This is a genomic window from Bacillus sp. TH30 (assembly GCF_016650875.1).
Lineage (GTDB): Bacteria > Bacillota > Bacilli > Bacillales > Bacillaceae_G > Bacillus_A > Bacillus_A mycoides.
Window position 1 is genome coordinate 1693033 of sequence record NZ_JAEKEY010000002.1, and the last position, 17215, is coordinate 1710247.

Annotated in this window: 21 protein-coding genes and 2 pseudogenes; 6 read left to right on the plus strand and 17 right to left on the minus strand. The window is 34.1% G+C overall.

Going from position 1 to position 17215, the window contains the following annotated elements; all coding sequences use genetic code 11:
* Positions 1-35: 35 nt before the first annotated feature.
* The 3 genes from JFU20_RS10880 to JFU20_RS10890 all read left to right on the plus strand — a co-directional run bounded on the left by JFU20_RS10880 (position 36) and on the right by JFU20_RS10890 (position 2496).
* Positions 36-1244 (plus strand): ABC transporter permease, encoded by a 1209-nt coding sequence (locus JFU20_RS10880; protein WP_201038623.1) that lies wholly within the window; start codon positions 36-38, stop codon positions 1242-1244.
* Between the two features lie 282 nt (positions 1245-1526).
* On the plus strand, positions 1527-2042 hold the full coding sequence (locus JFU20_RS10885; protein WP_002010829.1) for a type 1 glutamine amidotransferase domain-containing protein: 516 nt from the start codon (positions 1527-1529) through the stop codon (positions 2040-2042).
* Between the two features lie 250 nt (positions 2043-2292).
* On the plus strand, positions 2293-2496 hold the full coding sequence (locus tag JFU20_RS10890; protein WP_002010828.1) for a hypothetical protein: 204 nt from the start codon (positions 2293-2295) through the stop codon (positions 2494-2496).
* Between the two features lie 51 nt (positions 2497-2547).
* Here JFU20_RS10890 and JFU20_RS10895 read toward each other — a convergent pair.
* The 3 genes and pseudogenes from JFU20_RS10895 to JFU20_RS10905 form a co-directional block, all read right to left on the minus strand.
* A pseudogene (locus JFU20_RS10895) lies at positions 2548-2814 on the minus strand (MDR family MFS transporter); the annotation flags it as partial.
* A gap of 12 nt (positions 2815-2826) precedes the next feature.
* Entirely contained in the window at positions 2827-3375 is a 549-nt protein-coding gene (locus JFU20_RS10900) for an NAD(P)H-dependent oxidoreductase (protein WP_002125484.1), read from the minus strand.
* 19 nt (positions 3376-3394) lie between these two features.
* Positions 3395-3934, minus strand: coding sequence for an ester cyclase (locus JFU20_RS10905; protein WP_002166315.1), 540 nt, complete (start codon positions 3932-3934; stop codon positions 3395-3397).
* 169 nt (positions 3935-4103) lie between these two features.
* Here JFU20_RS10905 and JFU20_RS10910 point away from each other — a divergent pair, with 169 nt between their 5' ends.
* Entirely contained in the window at positions 4104-4442 is a 339-nt protein-coding gene (locus tag JFU20_RS10910) for a winged helix-turn-helix transcriptional regulator (protein ID WP_002166316.1), read from the plus strand.
* Positions 4443-5372: 930 nt separating this feature from the next.
* On the opposite strand, the pseudogene JFU20_RS10915 reads toward JFU20_RS10910, so the two are convergent.
* The 7 genes and pseudogenes from JFU20_RS10915 to JFU20_RS10945 form a co-directional block, all read right to left on the minus strand.
* Positions 5373-5716: pseudogene (locus JFU20_RS10915) on the minus strand (DUF4064 domain-containing protein).
* Between the two features lie 19 nt (positions 5717-5735).
* Positions 5736-6440, minus strand: coding sequence for a DUF4352 domain-containing protein (locus JFU20_RS10920; RefSeq protein WP_002166321.1), 705 nt, complete (start codon positions 6438-6440; stop codon positions 5736-5738).
* Between the two features lie 270 nt (positions 6441-6710).
* The gene (locus tag JFU20_RS10925) at positions 6711-7913 is read right to left on the minus strand and encodes an MFS transporter (RefSeq protein WP_002166322.1); all 1203 of its coding nucleotides are present in this window, start codon (positions 7911-7913) and stop codon (positions 6711-6713) included.
* Positions 7914-8124: 211 nt separating this feature from the next.
* Positions 8125-8703, minus strand: a complete 579-nt coding sequence (locus JFU20_RS10930) for a TetR/AcrR family transcriptional regulator (RefSeq protein ID WP_002010815.1) — start codon at positions 8701-8703, stop codon at positions 8125-8127.
* A gap of 138 nt (positions 8704-8841) precedes the next feature.
* Positions 8842-9156, minus strand: a complete 315-nt coding sequence (locus JFU20_RS10935) for a DMT family transporter (RefSeq protein WP_000539672.1) — start codon at positions 9154-9156, stop codon at positions 8842-8844.
* A gap of 2 nt (positions 9157-9158) precedes the next feature.
* A complete protein-coding gene (locus tag JFU20_RS10940) occupies positions 9159-9515 on the minus strand; it encodes a DMT family transporter (protein ID WP_002010813.1) in 357 nt (118 codons plus the stop codon).
* Between the two features lie 491 nt (positions 9516-10006).
* Positions 10007-10366 carry a MerR family transcriptional regulator gene (locus JFU20_RS10945; protein WP_002087388.1) on the minus strand — a complete coding sequence of 120 codons (360 nt, stop codon included), beginning with the start codon at positions 10364-10366 and terminating at the stop codon, positions 10007-10009.
* Positions 10367-10506: 140 nt separating this feature from the next.
* Between JFU20_RS10945 and JFU20_RS10950 the strand changes: the two genes are divergently transcribed.
* Positions 10507-11277, plus strand: coding sequence for an SDR family NAD(P)-dependent oxidoreductase (locus tag JFU20_RS10950; RefSeq protein ID WP_002010810.1), 771 nt, complete (start codon positions 10507-10509; stop codon positions 11275-11277).
* Between the two features lie 78 nt (positions 11278-11355).
* Here the strand turns inward: JFU20_RS10950 and JFU20_RS10955 are convergent, their stop codons facing one another.
* Together JFU20_RS10955 and JFU20_RS10960 are read right to left on the minus strand one after the other, a co-directional pair.
* Positions 11356-11811: an N-acetyltransferase gene (locus tag JFU20_RS10955; RefSeq protein WP_002166324.1), complete on the minus strand. Its 456-nt coding sequence runs from the start codon at positions 11809-11811 to the stop codon at positions 11356-11358.
* A gap of 138 nt (positions 11812-11949) precedes the next feature.
* Positions 11950-12444 carry an Lrp/AsnC family transcriptional regulator gene (locus JFU20_RS10960; protein ID WP_002125468.1) on the minus strand — a complete coding sequence of 165 codons (495 nt, stop codon included), beginning with the start codon at positions 12442-12444 and terminating at the stop codon, positions 11950-11952.
* A 205-nt stretch (positions 12445-12649) separates the two neighbouring features.
* Between JFU20_RS10960 and JFU20_RS10965 the strand changes: the two genes are divergently transcribed.
* Positions 12650-13561: a DMT family transporter gene (locus JFU20_RS10965; protein ID WP_002010804.1), complete on the plus strand. Its 912-nt coding sequence runs from the start codon at positions 12650-12652 to the stop codon at positions 13559-13561.
* A 33-nt stretch (positions 13562-13594) separates the two neighbouring features.
* On the opposite strand, the gene JFU20_RS10970 is transcribed toward JFU20_RS10965, so the two are convergent.
* From JFU20_RS10970 to JFU20_RS10990, 5 genes are all read right to left on the minus strand, one after another.
* On the minus strand, positions 13595-14077 hold the full coding sequence (locus tag JFU20_RS10970; RefSeq protein WP_002010803.1) for a PRK06770 family protein: 483 nt from the start codon (positions 14075-14077) through the stop codon (positions 13595-13597).
* Positions 14078-14164: 87 nt separating this feature from the next.
* Positions 14165-14569, minus strand: a complete 405-nt coding sequence (locus JFU20_RS10975) for a nuclear transport factor 2 family protein (RefSeq protein WP_002166327.1) — start codon at positions 14567-14569, stop codon at positions 14165-14167.
* The gene (locus JFU20_RS10980; protein WP_002010801.1) at positions 14569-15369 is read right to left on the minus strand and encodes an MBL fold metallo-hydrolase; all 801 of its coding nucleotides are present in this window, start codon (positions 15367-15369) and stop codon (positions 14569-14571) included. The genes JFU20_RS10975 and JFU20_RS10980 overlap by 1 nt, the downstream gene beginning before the upstream one ends.
* 182 nt (positions 15370-15551) lie before the next feature.
* Complete coding sequence (locus JFU20_RS10985; protein ID WP_001077751.1) at positions 15552-15956, minus strand: DoxX family protein; 405 nt, start codon at positions 15954-15956, stop codon at positions 15552-15554.
* 168 nt (positions 15957-16124) lie between these two features.
* Positions 16125-17183, minus strand: a complete 1059-nt coding sequence (locus JFU20_RS10990) for a DUF871 domain-containing protein (RefSeq protein WP_201038624.1) — start codon at positions 17181-17183, stop codon at positions 16125-16127.
* Positions 17184-17215 lie beyond the last annotated feature (32 nt).

Consider the following 17215-nt stretch of genomic DNA (forward strand, 5'->3'; position numbering starts at 1 on the left):
TTTACTTTATAAAACATATATAATAGAAAAAAGAGGTGAAAAACACGTCAATCGAATCACTATGGAGCTCTCGCTTTCAACAACATATTCAAAATGCCATCACATACTTTGCACGTATGATTAACGGTTTACTATATAGCTTCATCTTCGTCTCATGTGTAGGTGCATATTATTACGCTAAGTTTCTTAAAACGGATCCTTCTAAAGGAATATCTTTATTACTCATCACGATCGTACTTACACTCATTATAACGAGATGCCAAGTTCGCACATTTATTCAAAAACCGGACGCTGTCTATTTACTTGCATTAGAAGAGAAATTAACATCTTATTTTAAAAAATCTCTTCTATATAATTACATCATTCAGCTTTTCCCGCTTATATTTACGTTCCTTGTTATCGTACCGCTTGCCATGCAATCATTACAACTAACCGTACCTTTCTTATGTACAATCTTTATAATTTTAATGATTCTAAAGGGCTGGAACATATACATACATTGGATGTGGCGTGATAGTTATGAAAAAAGCATATGGTTTATCATTCGCATTGCTTGTAACGCCCTGATCATTTACATGCTGTTTTATACTGCAAATGTGATCGTGTTAGGCGGACTACTCTTACTTCTTGCTTTCCTGCTTCTATACACGAAGAAACAACCTACAAAACGAATACCGTGGGATTACATAATCGAACAAGAAGAAAAAATGGACGTTCGTTTCTATCAATTTGCTAGCATTTTCACCGATGTTCCGCAACTGAATAAGCAAGTAAATAAAAGAAAATGGCTTACAAATTGGATTGAACCTTTATTACATAAAAAACGAGCTACTTTCTTCTATTTACATACACTAGCATTTTTACGCGGTAATGATTATTTCGGTATATATATTCGCTTAGGGTTGATCGGTGCTTTCGCTCTATATTTTATTCCGAATATATATGTAAAAGGTGCTTTCGCTTATATCGTCCTATATATGATTTCTATGCAGCTTCGTTCTCTGTGGAAATATTTTTCGGGAAATATTATTGTAGCATTATATCCAATTGATACTGAAAAACGAATGAATCAATTTCTCCGCTTAATCTTTATATTGCTAAGCATTCAACTCATTGTATTTTCAAGTATTATACTCATTGCTACAGGGCAATTTTCACATAGTCTTATCATTATGATTATCGGGTTAATCTGGATCAAATTTATTATTGTACCAAAAACGAAGCAACGCGTTTCTTCGTTTTAACGAAAAGAATTATCTTAAAAGCCAAGGAGAAAATAAATTATCTCCTTGGCTTTTTTATTTTTCTTCCTCAAACAAGAATCATTGAAACAACCGATATTTTATGATTTTTACATACAAAAACGATAATACATGTTTACGTCCTAATAAAAAGGGTAGTTATTAAATTAACAGGGCAAAGGAACTGGAGGGAATGAAAAAATATGAATTAAAGTTTCACTTTATAAAAGGCGTTGCTCAAGGACGATTCTGGAACCGATTATATAATATAAGGAGCTGATTGCAATGAGTAAAAAAATTGCTATTTTAATAACGGATTATTTCGAGGACACAGAATACACAGAGCCAGTAGAAGCTTTTAATCAAAAGGGATACGAATTAACAACTATTGAAATGGAAAAAGGTAAAACGGTACACGGTAAACAAGGAAAAAGTGAAGTCGTAATTGATAAAAGTATTGATGATGTTTCTCCAGAGAACTTTGATGCCCTCTTTATACCAGGCGGATTTTCCCCAGATATACTTCGTGCAGATGAACGTTTTGTTCGCTTTAGCAAAGCATTTATGGATGCGAAAAAACCTGTTTTTGCTATTTGTCACGGCCCCCAATTACTCATCACTGCACAAGCACTTGAAGGACGCGATGTGACTGGATATAAATCCATTGCGGTCGATTTGAAAAATGCCGGTGGAAATTTTCATGATAAAGAAGTGGTTGTATGCCAAAATCAGCTAGTAACAAGTAGACAACCAGAGGACATCCCAGTGTTTATTGAAGAATCATTGCGTATATTAGGATAGTTATTATAGGTTAACCAAAGTAGCTAAATAACTACTTTGGTTAACCTTTTTATTTGTAAAAAACAAAATTAACACCATATGAAACATTTCTTCATCTTTAATGATTTTTTGAGACAGCCTCTTTTCTCGTCCTAAAATTTATAATCACTTTTCATAGGCATTTCTCATATAGTGAAAATGACTATACAATTCCTATCCATACGTTAATAATGATTTCGCACATATAAATAAAAAAGATAGGAGCTCTATTATGAACAACAATCCGCCTGCAACGCCCCAAAACAACTCAGAAGAAAATAGCCGTGACATTAAATTACAAACATTACGAGTCATCGGACTCATCGTCCTTATTAGTGGTTATATCCTCGTCGCTCTCTCAGAAGTAGGTGAGCTGAAAACCTTATTAACAAACCCTAACGCCAATCCTGATTTAGCTGAAGTTGATCCGTTTTAAAAATTATATAAAAAGCGAGTCCCAGTATAACTGGTTCGCTTTTATATAGTTTCATCCAATCTGAGAAACATTTCCTTCATTCTGATACCTCTCTTTCCCTATCGCCTTCATAAATAATAAAATACTGCTCATGCCCCAAGATGCAATAAATGAACCTCTTACTTCATTTGGTACCATATGTGCCAGAATAGATTGACATACTGGCACATACATCATCTCTCCTACAGTTTAGAAAAGCCCTGCGATTAATAAGATCCATAAACTATAGCTCACTCCGAGTATTGTAAATCCAATTGTATAAATGAATAAGCCTACATATTATGACTGTAATTATTGAATGACTTCTTCTAAATGGTTCTTCAAGTTCTCTAAATACTTCTCAACAGTAGGATTTTTCACCACATCATAACAAGCAAAACTCTTTAACGGACTCATACCAAGAAACTTCTGCACACGATGTAAATGACTAAGTGCTGATTCTAAACTTTCTCCTTCAAAGAACTTCGTCTTATCTCCGAATGCTTTTTCAGGTGCATTCCAAGTTGTAGAAAACATATACTGCTTCTCTTTTAATAAACCACCTGTTCCATATTCATCTGCACCTTTAAAGAACAAACCGTATTCATACACTTCATCCATATATGTTTTAAATAATCCCGGTACACTAAACCAGTAAATAGGTGTTTGATAAATTACAACATCAGCCCATAGAAATTTATCTTGTTCTTCTTTCATACTATATCCATCTTGAATCGTCGTTGTTTTCACATAATGATTCTCACTTAATACAGTTATCATATAATCAACTAACGTTCTATTTAATCGACCTTCTTTCGTACCGTATTTTTCATGTCCATTTATAATAAATATATTTTTCATCACTTTTCTCTCCCTTATTTTATTCCTCAGCTATTAACCCAAGTTGTTGTTTCAGCGTAAGATTATCTTCTAAATGCCAATCTTCCGTTATCTTGCCATCCTTCACATGCAAAATATCAATTGCAAAAAAATTGATTTTCTTATCATTATGAGTTCCTGTAAAAGAAAGACGAGCTGTTACTTTATCACCAACGACTAATAAATCTTCAATCTCGCAATGTATATCAGGAACTACTTTACGAAAGTTTTGCGCCGCAAGCTTTAATCCTTCAGTGCCTTGTGGTCGACCTTTCGGCAGTGTGTTATCGAAAAAATTTTCAGTAACCGTCTGCGGAATAAGCTCCTCTTTACCTGTATCCCAAAATGCATAAAAACGCTGGGCTGCATGAACCATTTCTGTCGCTTCCTTTTTACTTAATGAAGAATCAATTGTCATTGCTTTTGGCTTCGGCATTTCTTTTAATAACTGAATTTCAGTTTTTTGCTCACCACTACATGCTACAAGCACAATACAAATGACAAAAAAACTAAGAAACATAAACAACTTTTTCATACCCATGGAAATCACCTCCTCTTCATACAAACCCTTTGTATTTCGTATTGCTATTGTATATGCATTAACTTCCTTTATGGAAGTAGTGATATTTTTTTCATATAGTTACCAAAAAGATAGTTTTGTGATACGATAAGGCAAATTCATTCAAAAAATTTTTATGGAGGCTATTTCCATGAGCAATATAGATCCAGTTGTATTAACGAAAGGTTTACCTGGTATACCTTGTCCTATCGCTAAAACGCTTGACGTAATTAGTACAAAATGGACATTTTTAATTATTCGAGACCTTCTTATCGAAGGAACGTTACGATTTAGTGATTTACAAAAATCAATGGACGGGATTAGCCCGAAAACATTATCGCTTCGACTAAAAGAATTAGAAGCACAAGGGATTATAACGAGAAAAGTATATCCAGAAGTTCCGCCTCGTGTAGAATACACATTAACGGATAAAGGAAAGCAATTAGAAGGGATTTTTATTGAATTAAAGCGATTTGGATTAAGTTTGTAAAGTGTAGTTTTTGTAAATATGTATAATTTCATAAAGTTTATGAGGAAATGAGAGTATACTTTGGTATTGTGTAATAAAGATAAAGCCCACCTACGGAAATAGGTGGGCTTTTTAATGTATAAAGAAAAGACACGCTAAGGGGGCTTTCTTCTGACTTGGTTTAAGTTTTTTATATAAATTCCAAGTTAATTTATGATTCCAATAAAAGGATAAAAAAACTATAATCCCCAATCGCACACTTCATGAAGTTTCCATTTTTCACAAGTTAATTACATCAAAAAAATGTACAGACAACTATATTTGTATTTTAACCCCATTAATTTCAATATTTGGTTGTAGGGTAAATAAATAGAAATAGAAATAGAAAAATAAAACAAAGCGTTATGTCGTAGGAGGAATTTATTATGAAGAAAAAGATTTTTAAAGGTACAGCATTTGCTGTAGCAGCAACTATTTTATCAGGTACTATTGCAACTTCTGCTAGTCCAGCGGTAGAAGGTAAGAAGTTTAATGCATGACAAGTTTGTTATAGTATTAGCTATTCTAATCTGTATAGTTTTCTATTTTGGTGTTGATTATTTATTGAGTTTAAACACTCCAATAGCAATTATTATTGCAGGATTAGTTATTTTATTTTGGTTTATTATAATGTTTATGACACGCAAAAAATAGATTAATAGCAATTAATGGTCTTGTATTAATGTATAAACCTGACAAACTCCCTTTAGATATCTAAAGGGAGTTTGTCAAATCTATATTTTGTTGTATTTACTTTTTATTCTTTTCTTTAATTTTTTCGACCTCATTTTTTACATCCTCAGATACGGCCACATCTATATTCCCTTTATATTCCTTGTATTCTTGGAATAATATGTTTGCATTTTGGTTAAATGTCATCAGAGTTCCACTAGGAGATTCAGTTTGTTCCTTTTAAGCAGATACAGCAGCTTTATCTTTACGGAAGATACCCATTAATCCGCCAATTAATAATAATACTCCTGGCAATAAGTAAAATATAGAGATACAAACAAATCCACCAATAGCAGCAACAGTCATCATGATACCGCCAACTTTTGCTTTGTTTCTTACCATAACAGAGCCAACGATTCCTAAGATTGATAGGCCTACGGCACCCCATCCCAATCCGATAATCGTATTTGCGCCTTCAGCTTCGAAAGCTGCCCCATACCGCCGATCAGTAAAGCGATAAATGCACAAATAATACCAAAAATCCCACCAATAAGTCCTAATACAAATTCAGCTGTTCTTTTCAATTTAGTGCTCCTTTAAAGTTTATTCTACTTTTAATTTAATTTCTTTACCCATCATACCGCCGCGAGCTTTTAATACTAAGCCTTGTGCGTCAGCAGGGACGTCAAAGATGATTTTTCCTGTTTGAGTTAGTCCAGGATTAAGTTGTTTTAAGAAGAAATCAGATTTACCACCATTTCCAATATCATAAGCCGTCTGAGCTTGTGTAGAGTATGTAAATTCGCGGTCTTGATTGTCCATTAATTTGAAACTATTAGCGTCAACAGTAATTGCATCTTTTTGATTGTTTGTAATAGAAATTTCAACTACTTTAAACACGCCTTGTGCATTTTCTTTTAAATATTCGCCACCAACAGAATCTATTGATTCAACAGAACCTACAGCGATTTTAACTTTAGAAGAATCCCCTTCTTTAGAAAGTTCCTTTTTAGGCTCCTCTTTCTTAGGTTCTTCCTTCTTTTTAGGTTGTTCTTTTTTTGGTTCTTCCTTTTTCACTTCTTCTTTTTTAGGCTCTTCTTTCACCTCTGTAGAAGCTTGTTGGGTTGTTTCTTTCACTTTTGATTTTTCTTCTTTATCTTTTGATGGTATTAATATCATTGCTAACACAAGGCATACAATCGAACTAATAATAAGTTTCGCCTTAGGTTTTTTCTTGAAAATAGCAATTATAAATAATACAAACAGAACAATTGCAGCTAGAAAAATCAGTACTGCTAGTGTTTCCATATTCAATCCGCCTTTTCTGATAATTTTCGGTCAAAATGTAAGATTTCCGAGTTTATCATAGCAAACAATCCATCGCGATATTGTCATATTTTGTCGAATGAAAATAAAAAAGTGAGCCGAAGCTCTCATTGATTGATTTGGTGAATTATGTAAAACCCCACTTTTGTTCAATAGAAAACTCTTCTTCTACAATGCACTTAAATCAGAACGTTTCTCGATTATCTCTAAAAACCCCTTACAATGGTAAGGGGTTTTTCATTACTCACTACATTACTTCGCAAAACTTTGAGCTAGTTGTTTCTCTCTCCACATAAATGTAATGCCGAGACCAACGATTAAAACAACACCTGAAAATGCATATGGATAATTAATGTTTATATCAAATAATATTCCGCCCATCGCTGGTCCTGCGATATTTCCTAAACTCGTATACGTTGAGTTCATACCAGCAACGAATCCTTGCTCTTTTCCAGCTGCTTTTGATAAAAACGTCGTTAAAGCTGGACGAAGTAAATCAAATGCTAGGAAAATAAAGCAAGTAACGAGAAGTACAATCCAATAATTAAAGACTACAGTTGAGACGAATGCTAATACTGCACCTACAATTAAACATATTTGAATTAATACTTTCTCACCGAACATGTCAACCAATTTGCCAAACATAAATACTTGCACAACTACCCCAAAGATGGAGCTAATCGTAATAATTGCAGCAATATCTTTCGGTGTAAAACCAAATTTATGATCAGAAAACAAACTAAAAACAGTTTCATATGCTGATAATCCAAATGCGAGTACAAATACAATAATAAATGCGATTGCATACATTGGATTTAATGATTTCTTTAAATCTCCGATAAAGCTGGATTCTTTCGTATTAGCAGAAATCTCTGCAAGTTCTTCTTTCGTTAACGGCTCTTTCAAAATAAATATAGAAATCACGCATGCTATAAAGGCAATAATGGCTGCGACAAAGAATGGTACACGTATACCATATTCTGCAATAAACCCACCAATTCCAGGTCCTATAATAAATCCGGTACTAATAGCGGCTGAAAGATATCCCATCGCCTTTGGACGTTCTTGAATAGAAGTAATATCAGCAACATATGCCGTAACACCCGGCATAATAAACGCGGCACTAATCCCGCCTAACACCCTCGCTGCATAAAGCATCCACACATCTGTACCTAATCCAAAAAGAAGCTCTGAAACACCAAAAATAAATAATCCAATGATTATCATTTTCTTCCTACCGTAAAGATCGACCCAACGACCCGTAATAGGTGAAGTAATAAGCTGAGCCATTGCAAATACTGCAACGAGATAGCCCATCGTCTTTCCTGTTAAATTCATATCATTCATAAAGGATGGCATAACCGGAATGATTAATCCAATCCCTAAAAAAGCGATAAATATATTACTCAAAAGAATGATCAATACCATCTTTTGTTCTTTTATCGGTTTCTTCAATTTTTAACACCTCTTCCCGTAAGTTCCTCTCAAAAATAATGCCCAAGAAACTTTTTCTTTATCCTGCTATTTGTGGGCTAATAATGAGTGAAGATGCCCCTACTCATTAGAATTTCACTCTATCCTTCCACACATACATAGATACAGGGTGAATGACTATCATTCAGTTTCCCGCAGAAATGAACCTACCTTTTCAGACAGGTTCACCTTACTATTTCTTTATATGTAGTGCGTGTGTTAAAAAATCTAGTACTTCTGCCTTTTGTAGCTCGACTTGCTCATCATCTTTATGATCATATAAATAAACTTGTTCCGCTGCTGATTCAACAAGAGCGATAAATAACTTCGCTGTTCTCTCTGCATGAACCGAATCACGAATTTCACCAGCTTCTTTTGCTTCACTTAAAAATTCACTTAGCCACATATAAAGAGGCTCATATACAGCTTCCCATTCTTTTATATGTTCAGTAGATGCAAGGCCCGCATACATTAATGCTTGTATTTCACGATATTCAGCTATAAAGTTAAACACTGCATCTATTACTTGCGCAACTTTACTTGAAAAAGGTGCATCGTTCTGTACTTTTTCTTTCACTGCAAGTATCATCTTCTCAACCATCACTTCTGCTATTGCAGGCATAACAGATAACTTAGAAGGAAAATATAAATAGAAAGTTCCTTGTGCAATGCCAGCCAATTTTACGATATCAGAAATCTTCGTTTTTTCAACGCCCTTTTCCTGAAACACCTCAATAGCTGCATAGACAATTTTTTCTTTTTTATTCATCATCTAAACCCTTTCACACGCGTATTGAATGACTGTCACTCATTTTATAAAATAACTAGCTGTACTGTCAATCATCGTGCACTTTTCATAATAAAAATCTCCCAACAAATCGTTAGGAGATTTAACTTTAATATCCTTTTCTTATGAAAGAGCCTTTAATCCCGTAACTCCACATACAATAAGAGCTACACTAATCAAACGTGCCTTACTTTTTGATTCACCAAACAGAAACATATTTAATAAAACAGCTCCTGCTGTTCCAATGCCAATCCAAACCGCATAAGCTACACTTACTTGTAAGAACAAGAAAGATGTGTATAAAAATGCGAAGGAAGTTGCAAATCCACCTATATAAATCGCTCCATTTGCTAACGTCTTATCTTTACTATACATTTTAAGGCCTATCACACCGACTATTTCACTAATTGCAGCACAAAATACGAAAAACCAACCCATTTTTAAGCAGCTCCTTCCATAGTTTCTTCCGCGGTTTCTTCTTTATTATCAGCCAATTTTAAACCGATAACGCCCGCTACGACCATCACGATAAAGAATAGTTTTCCTACACTGAAACTGCCGCCGAAAAGGAATACATCCATTAGGAAAGTACCTACCGTACCAGCTCCGGCAAACACAGCATATACAGTCCCTGTTGCAAGATGTTCGCACGCTTTCGATAGGAAGTAAAAATCAACAGCGATAACTCCTACAATAATGACCCAATGCCACCAAGTATGAGCTGTATTAAAACCAAACACCCAAAAGACTTCAAAAATACATGTTAATATGACATATAACCAAGCTTTATTTTTCATATCTCTCACCTTCTATCATTTACTGACTGACCGTCAGTCATTTTTAATTTAAAAATATAATCTCACGCTAACTACTATTTAAAAAACCAATATCATCCTCATTTATCCTTATATTTGTTCCGTTATTAAGCTAACTACATATAAAAGTTGCTTATCTACACCCTTCCACAGAAAAAATGACTGAATGTCATTCATAAATATTCTACATGACCAATTGATAAAGTGTCAACACCCGGATTCTATTAACCAAAAAATATTTTAAATTTCTTAAATTCACATGAATATTTCTTAATAATCTGTCAATAATGGTAGTAACATAATATTTTCTCCATTCCCCCCTTGGAGATCCCTTTGAATCGAGCAGTTGCTTTTAGCTAACTGCTCTTTTTTAATTTATCGGCACATTATAATAAAATACTCATAGATAAATTCCAAAACAAAAACCTGTACTCCCTTTTCAACATGCAACAAAGAACGAAATATTTTGTACGCTATTTACTTTTCAACGAGTCTTTGTATGCAATAATTTTATTTTCGAGCATCTTCTCTGTAATTTCTAAGTTTTCTCTTTGAGTTCGAATAGATTTTTTATGATTTTCTAACAGTTGTAAACGAGCTTCGGTTGTATGCTCTCCTTCTAAATATAATCTAGCATATTCTCTTATTTTCGCTATCGGCATTTGCGTTTGTTTTAATTTCATTACAAACTGCAACCACTTTATATGTGACTCTTCATACAATCTATTCCCATTTGCATCGCGATTTGCAATTAATATGTTCTCCTTTTCATAATAACGTAATGTATGTGTGCTCACTCCTAATAATTTAGCTACCTCGCTAATTGTGTACATAACCATACTCCCTCCGCACGCCATTTACTCTCATATATTTTACTGCCTTATCCAAATTATAAAAAACATTTGACTTAGAGTATACTCTAACAAATACAATCTAACCATGATAAATTAATTTGAATTTAGGAGGCTTTTATATGAAATATACTGTTATTACTGGTGCTAGTTCAGGAATTGGCTATGAATCCGCTTTAGCCTTTGCATCTCGCGGAAAAAACTTAATACTTGTAGCTCGAAGACAAGCAGAATTAGAAGAATTAAAATTGAAAATTAACGAAATGCATCCGGAATTGGATGTTGTCATTCGAAGAACTGATTTATCCGTCACTGAAAATGTTTATAAACTTTATGAAAGTCTACAAAGTTTTCAAATTGAAACGTGGATTAACAACGCAGGTTTTGGTAATTTCGCCTCAATTGCTGAACAAAATTTAAACAAGATAGAAACGATGTTGCATGTAAATATAGAAGCACTAACAATACTATCTTCCCTTTTCGTTCGAGATTATTCAATGACCGAAGGAACACAGCTTATTAACGTTTCATCAGGCGGTGGATACACGATTGTTGCCAATGCTGTTACGTATTGCGCTACGAAATTTTATGTAAGTGCATTTACAGAAGGATTATCACACGAACTGAAAGAACAAGGTGCAAAACTACAAGCAAAAGTTTTAGCTCCTGGTGCAACTGAAACAGAATTTGCGAAACGTTCATTTAATATTGATGAGTTCCAATATGATGGTGTTGTACCGAAATTTCATACTGCAAAACAAATGGCACAATTTATGCTCGATCTTTATGATAGCGATAAAGTTGTAGGACTTGTCGATGGTTCTACTTATAACTATGAGCTTAAAAATCCCATTTTTAATTTTGCAGTAAGACAAACGAATTCAAATTCTTAACAACATCTCATTTCTGATTAAAATATAGATACCCACTATTTCTTAAATAATAGTGGGCCTTTTTTCTCTCTAAAAATTTCATCCAACATACCGTATCATCGCCACCTCATCACAATAATTGACTTTTGGACAATGTCTACAATCAACCCATACTTTCTCTGGCAGCAATTCTTTATTTACAAAATCAAATCCACACTTTTGAAAAAATACTGTTTCATACGTTAAAGAAATCACTCTTTTTACATTTATTTTCGTCGCTTCCTCCATCACATGACTCACGAGCATACGCCCTATCCCTTTTCCTGCATATGTATGCGAAACTACTAACGATCGTACTTCTGCAAGATCCTCTCCTAACACATGTAAACCAGCAACTCCAACGACTTCCTCTCCTTCTTTCATAACATATAAACATTGTAAATATTGATAGAGAGACAAAAGAGAACGCGGCAAAACAACTCCTTCTTTTGCATACATTTCAATGAGATTATAAATTTCTTTCACATCACTTGTAACCGCATTAAAGATTTTCATATTATATCCCCTTGCCCCAAGCATTAATATTTATAACAATGAATGAATTTTAATTCATAATTTCATATAATAATACATCTCTCTTTTCTCTCCGTCAATCACTTTTCTGAATTTTACATAAACAAAAAACCAAGCAACTTAATCGATGCTCGGTTCCTCATTTCGTATCGGCAATACCGTCGAATATTTAATTTCACGAAGTGCTAAACTCGTCTGTATCCGTGTAATCCCTAATTTATTTAGTTTCCTAATAAAAAGCTCTAGTTCCTTACGATCACGATTCGCAACTTTTAATAAATAATCATACTCTCCTGTTAAACAGTGACATTCTAACACTTCAGGCATAGATTCTAATTCTCGTTCTAACACTTCCAGCTTTTCATACTGATGAATATTCGTACTCATAAAAATGAAACATAATAAATCAAATCCAAGCTTTTCTTGATTTAAAATTGCTACTTGCTTATCAATAAAACCTTCCCCATCTAACCTTTTTATTCGTGCATGCATCGCAGCTGGAGATAAATTAACACGGCGTGCAAGCTCTGCATTACTTACTTGTGATTCTTTCTGCAATATATCTAAAATTTTCACATCCAAATCATCAAGCACTTTAATAACAGATGACTCCATCAAAATTCCCCCTTTTTTCTTACCGACGATTATTCGAAGAAACATCTCATAACTTATATAAAACTGAATGTTTTTCTGTAAATAAGATTTCTAACGAAACATTTTATCGAGTTTTTACCATTATACAAAAGAATATATTAGACAATAAAGAAAAATGCTAAAATTACTTACAGTTCATTCTTATTTCAACAAAGGGGTTTTTAGCATGCCTTATTTTTATGTCTTTTTACTATTATTAACAAGCTTATTATGGGGAGGAAATTTTGTCGTTGGGAAATCACTCGTCGATCATGCGTCTCCTATGACACTGACAAGTTTAAGATGGATGATTGCGATTGTTTGTTTATTACCACTCGTATGGTTTAAAGAGAAGAAAATTATTCCACCGCGTGCTGCTATAATCCCGTTAGTAATTATGGGAATTACAGGCGTCGCTCTTTTCAACATTTTTCAATTTTTAGCATTAGAAAAAACATCCGCAACGAATGTAGGTCTTATTTCTACATTGAACGCTATTTCAATTGCATTATTTTCTGTGCTGTTTCTAAAAGAAAAAGTAAATATGCTTCAAATTCTTTCTATGATTCTTTCATTTTTTGGGGTCATCCTCGTTCTTTTAAAGGGAAACTTTGCTCTTTTATTTTCACTACATTTTAATAGCGGAGATTTATGGATGATGGCGGCAGTATGTATTTGGGGTATTTATTCTGTTTCTAGTAAATGGGCGACAAAAACAGTTACACCGCTAATGGCGACGTTATATTCTGGTATTTTCGGCGTCATTTTATTGCTTCCATTTAACATAGGCAACTTCACTGTTTCCAATATTAATTCTTCCTTCATAACATCACTTTTATATACAGGACTCGTTTCAACGGTCCTTTGTATGGTATTTTGGAACATTGGTGTACAGAAATTAGGAGCTACTACATCGGGCGTTTTTCTAAATTTCAATCCAATTTTCACAGCTATTTTAGCATTTATTTTCCTTGGAGAAGAACTAACATGGATTCAAATTTTCGGTACAATCATCGTCGTGACAGGGTGCTATTTATTCTCTCATTTTAAAACTGTTTCTCCTCAGACGACTAGAGCTTTAGTACGAAAGCATTCTTAATGAAAAAGCATCGCCACCAGAGTGGCGATGTTTTTATTTACCTTTCATTTCTTTCACATACTGTTTTTCTTCTTCTGGCGATAAACGTTCTGTTGCCTTTCCGGTATCACCACCTTGAATTTCCCACAAAAAGTTATGCTCCTCAACCGTCTGTGAAAAATCCCCTTTCTCCCAGCGCTCTAAAGTAGAAAGTAGCTTTGATTTATATTTAAAATTAGTACTGCTTTCTACTGCGTTCTTCGCACTACTAATTTCCTTATTTGTCATTTCGATAAATCCCCATTTCTCAGAGGATTTCACTTTTTGATGTACCATCCTATGCATTGTAGAAATAATTTCATCTTCACTAGCTTGTTGCTTCTCTTCCTTTGCTTTCTTCCCTTGTTGCCCCGTTACATTTTGTGCTTTCAGACTCTTCTCTTCTTCTTCTATATAATTAAGAAGTTTCGTAACACCGAATACAGCTCCTATCGCAATTACAATCATTGTAATTGTCCCTATAATCCATTTTTTCATATTATGTATTCCCCATTCCCCTAATAATTACATAAACAAATGGAATCGCCTGCGCACAGCCGATTCCATTTGTTTCCTTATTTCATTTTAAACCTTCATCGCTTCTCGTACAATGTAACTGTCCACATATTGTTTAAATTTCACGATTTTTCCATTTTCAAGCTGCCATACATGAACAAATTCCGCCTCAAATGATTTTCCCGTCTCTTTATAAACTCCTGAGTAAACACCTTCAGCAATAATCACATCTTTTCCGTTTACTTCATGGTACGTATTTACACTCGCTTTATAATCATCCCATTCTGATCCTAAACGACTAAATACATTTTCCATTATAGCTTCTGTACCTATATACGTTCCGCCGTACGGAAAACCTGCTGCCTCTGTCCACTCTACTTTTTCAGAGAGAGCTTCCGCTAAATGTTTTGCATTTGAAGAAGATGGTCCTTCATATGTGCTTCGAACAATTTCTAAATTTGTTTTTTGCTTCATTATTTTTTCACCCCAAACGCGTTTGCCGCTAAAACAAGTCCAATTTCTAACGCTTTAACGTGCGGGAACCGCTCCTTTATTGCCGTTTGAATTTCTTCACTTGAAGGATTTCCTGCAAGAACTTCATCAAATGCAACTAAATATTTACGAGTATGTTTAATCGCGTCTGCTGTATTTGGTACGTCATAATCACGATGACCAGCTACAACAATTTCAGGATGAAGATTTTCAAGTTCACTTAATGTTTCTAACCATTTATGACGAGCTTCAGCATCTGTTTCTAACGTCCATACGAAAGTATTGTTATAAACGATATCGCCTGTAACAACGGCTTTTAATGATGGAATCCATACATAACTATTATTCGGTGTATCACCTTGCAAACCACCTTTAATGATTAAATCATTTCCCTCTAAAATCAATTTCTCTTCTGTTAATTCCTCTGGAACAATTGGTTGATGAGGAACATTATGCCCAATAGATGGTTTCCACTGTTCCACTTTCTTCTCCAATGTGTTACGAATATCTTCAACAGTATTCCGTAATGCAACAATCTTCGCTTCTGGAAATGCTTCATGTAATACATTTAATCCAAAATAGTGATCTGGATGGAAATGAGTCACATAAATATGAGTTAAATTCTTTCCTGTTTCAATAATTTGAGCTGCTAAACGGTGCGCATCACTTAATAAAAATTGTGCATCGATAAGAATTGCATCTTTTTCTCCGTATACAATTGTGGATGTAACTTGAAATGCTTGCTCAGATCCTGTAAAAACCTCTAAATGTAATTTTGACATGTTATTTCCTCCACTTTTTATTTACTCTTTTATATTCCTTTATTCTTTAAGCTTTATTCTAGTTGTAACTAATTTAGTTACAACTAGAATAAAAAAATATATGAATCATTTTATTACTAATCGACTTGATGTAATCATTATAGTTACACCAAGTCGTCAAGTCAACACTTAAAAAATGAAATTTACTTCGTTTTCATTACTTTCTCTTTTAAGAAACGATCTACATATCCTTCTGCTTTTACAACGAATAAATACGCACCCATTGATAATAATGCAAGATCTAATTCATATCCCGGATTCTTTCCATCTCCTAATAAGCCTGCTGCTCCATTTACCTTTACGATAGCTCCAGCCAAAATAAGGGCGAATAACAATCCTACATACCTCACGCCTAAACCGATAATCAATAATATACCACCAACTAATTCAACTGTTGCTACGCCGTATGCAAGACCACCTGGTAAACCGATGCTTGTAAACCATCCTGCTACGTTATCTATACCTGATTGAAACTTTGCTAAACCGTGTGCAAAAAAAGTAACTCCTAATACGATACGAATAATTAAATTCCCAATATATTGATTCATTCTGAACTCTCCTTTTTTGTTTTGTTATGATGAACATTTATTCACAAGACAAAACAATACGGTATTTCTTTTCATTCGTCAAATACTTTTTTAAAGAAACCAAAAAACATTATCCTTTTTGCAGATAATGTTTTTTATAAAATAGTGCTAATTCAAGCTTTCGCTCTATTACTTAGAAAAAAGTTGAAAATTTTTCCCAGCACCTATATAAGACAATAAAGACACATCTTCTTCCATCACCATTCCAACAACATTCACTTTCCTATCTTCAGGTAAATCATTTATAACTATTTGCATTTCACCAGCATATCTACCGTACAATTCATTATCAATTGTAATACTGCCTCGTTTTCTTGAAATTGTATTCATCGGTTGTAATGCAACTTTATTTTCTTCGCGCGATTCTACAGAACGAATTACATCACGAGCCGGATCTAACCTATTTGTATGCACTTGCTCTACCACTTTTAATACTTCACTTGCATTTATAAATGACTCATATCGCACTGGAATAATCCCACCACTCGCACTCGAGATTTCTTGTACACTCTCTAGGCTCCCGCTTATATCTCCAATTAGCACTTTATCAACATCGCACTCTTGCACAAGCTCTAAATATGCTTCAAGCGGGCGCATATAGCGGTGCTTTTCTAAAGTTGGTAAACCCTCAAATAAAGGACCTCGTTTTTCACCATCTCCTGAAATAAATGCCATCGTTTTTATTCCACACTCATGTAAATATTTATTTTGTTTTTGCAAGAATGATTTGGCTAGTCCTGTTTCTGGACGCGGATAAAAATTATGCCACGCTTCTACTCGATCTACTCGTATATTTTCCGCAAGTAACTCTTTCCAAAGTGATTCTGTAATCGTACTCGCGTTTAACGCTACCTTCATCTTATGAGATACACGTGCGATTTCTTTTGGCGTAATACCGTAATCCATTCGTAAACCAGTAATGCCAAAGTCTAATAACTCTTCCACATTTTCATACGTCATCCCTAAATGGTTTAACGATTTTGTAGAGACATCAACCATTAATTCCATTTCATTTTCGAGAGCTTGTTTCCCAAGTATTTGAATTAACTCCTTATACGTATTCGGATCATCTTCTGGAATGTGAAGAGATGTAAAAACAGATGAAAATCCGTTTTCTTTCGCTAGTTTTAACCATGCTTCTTGTTTCTCTACTCGCTCTTTTGAAAGATAAATTGAAACTCCTATCATATAAATCTCTCCTTCTATTAATATAAAAAAAG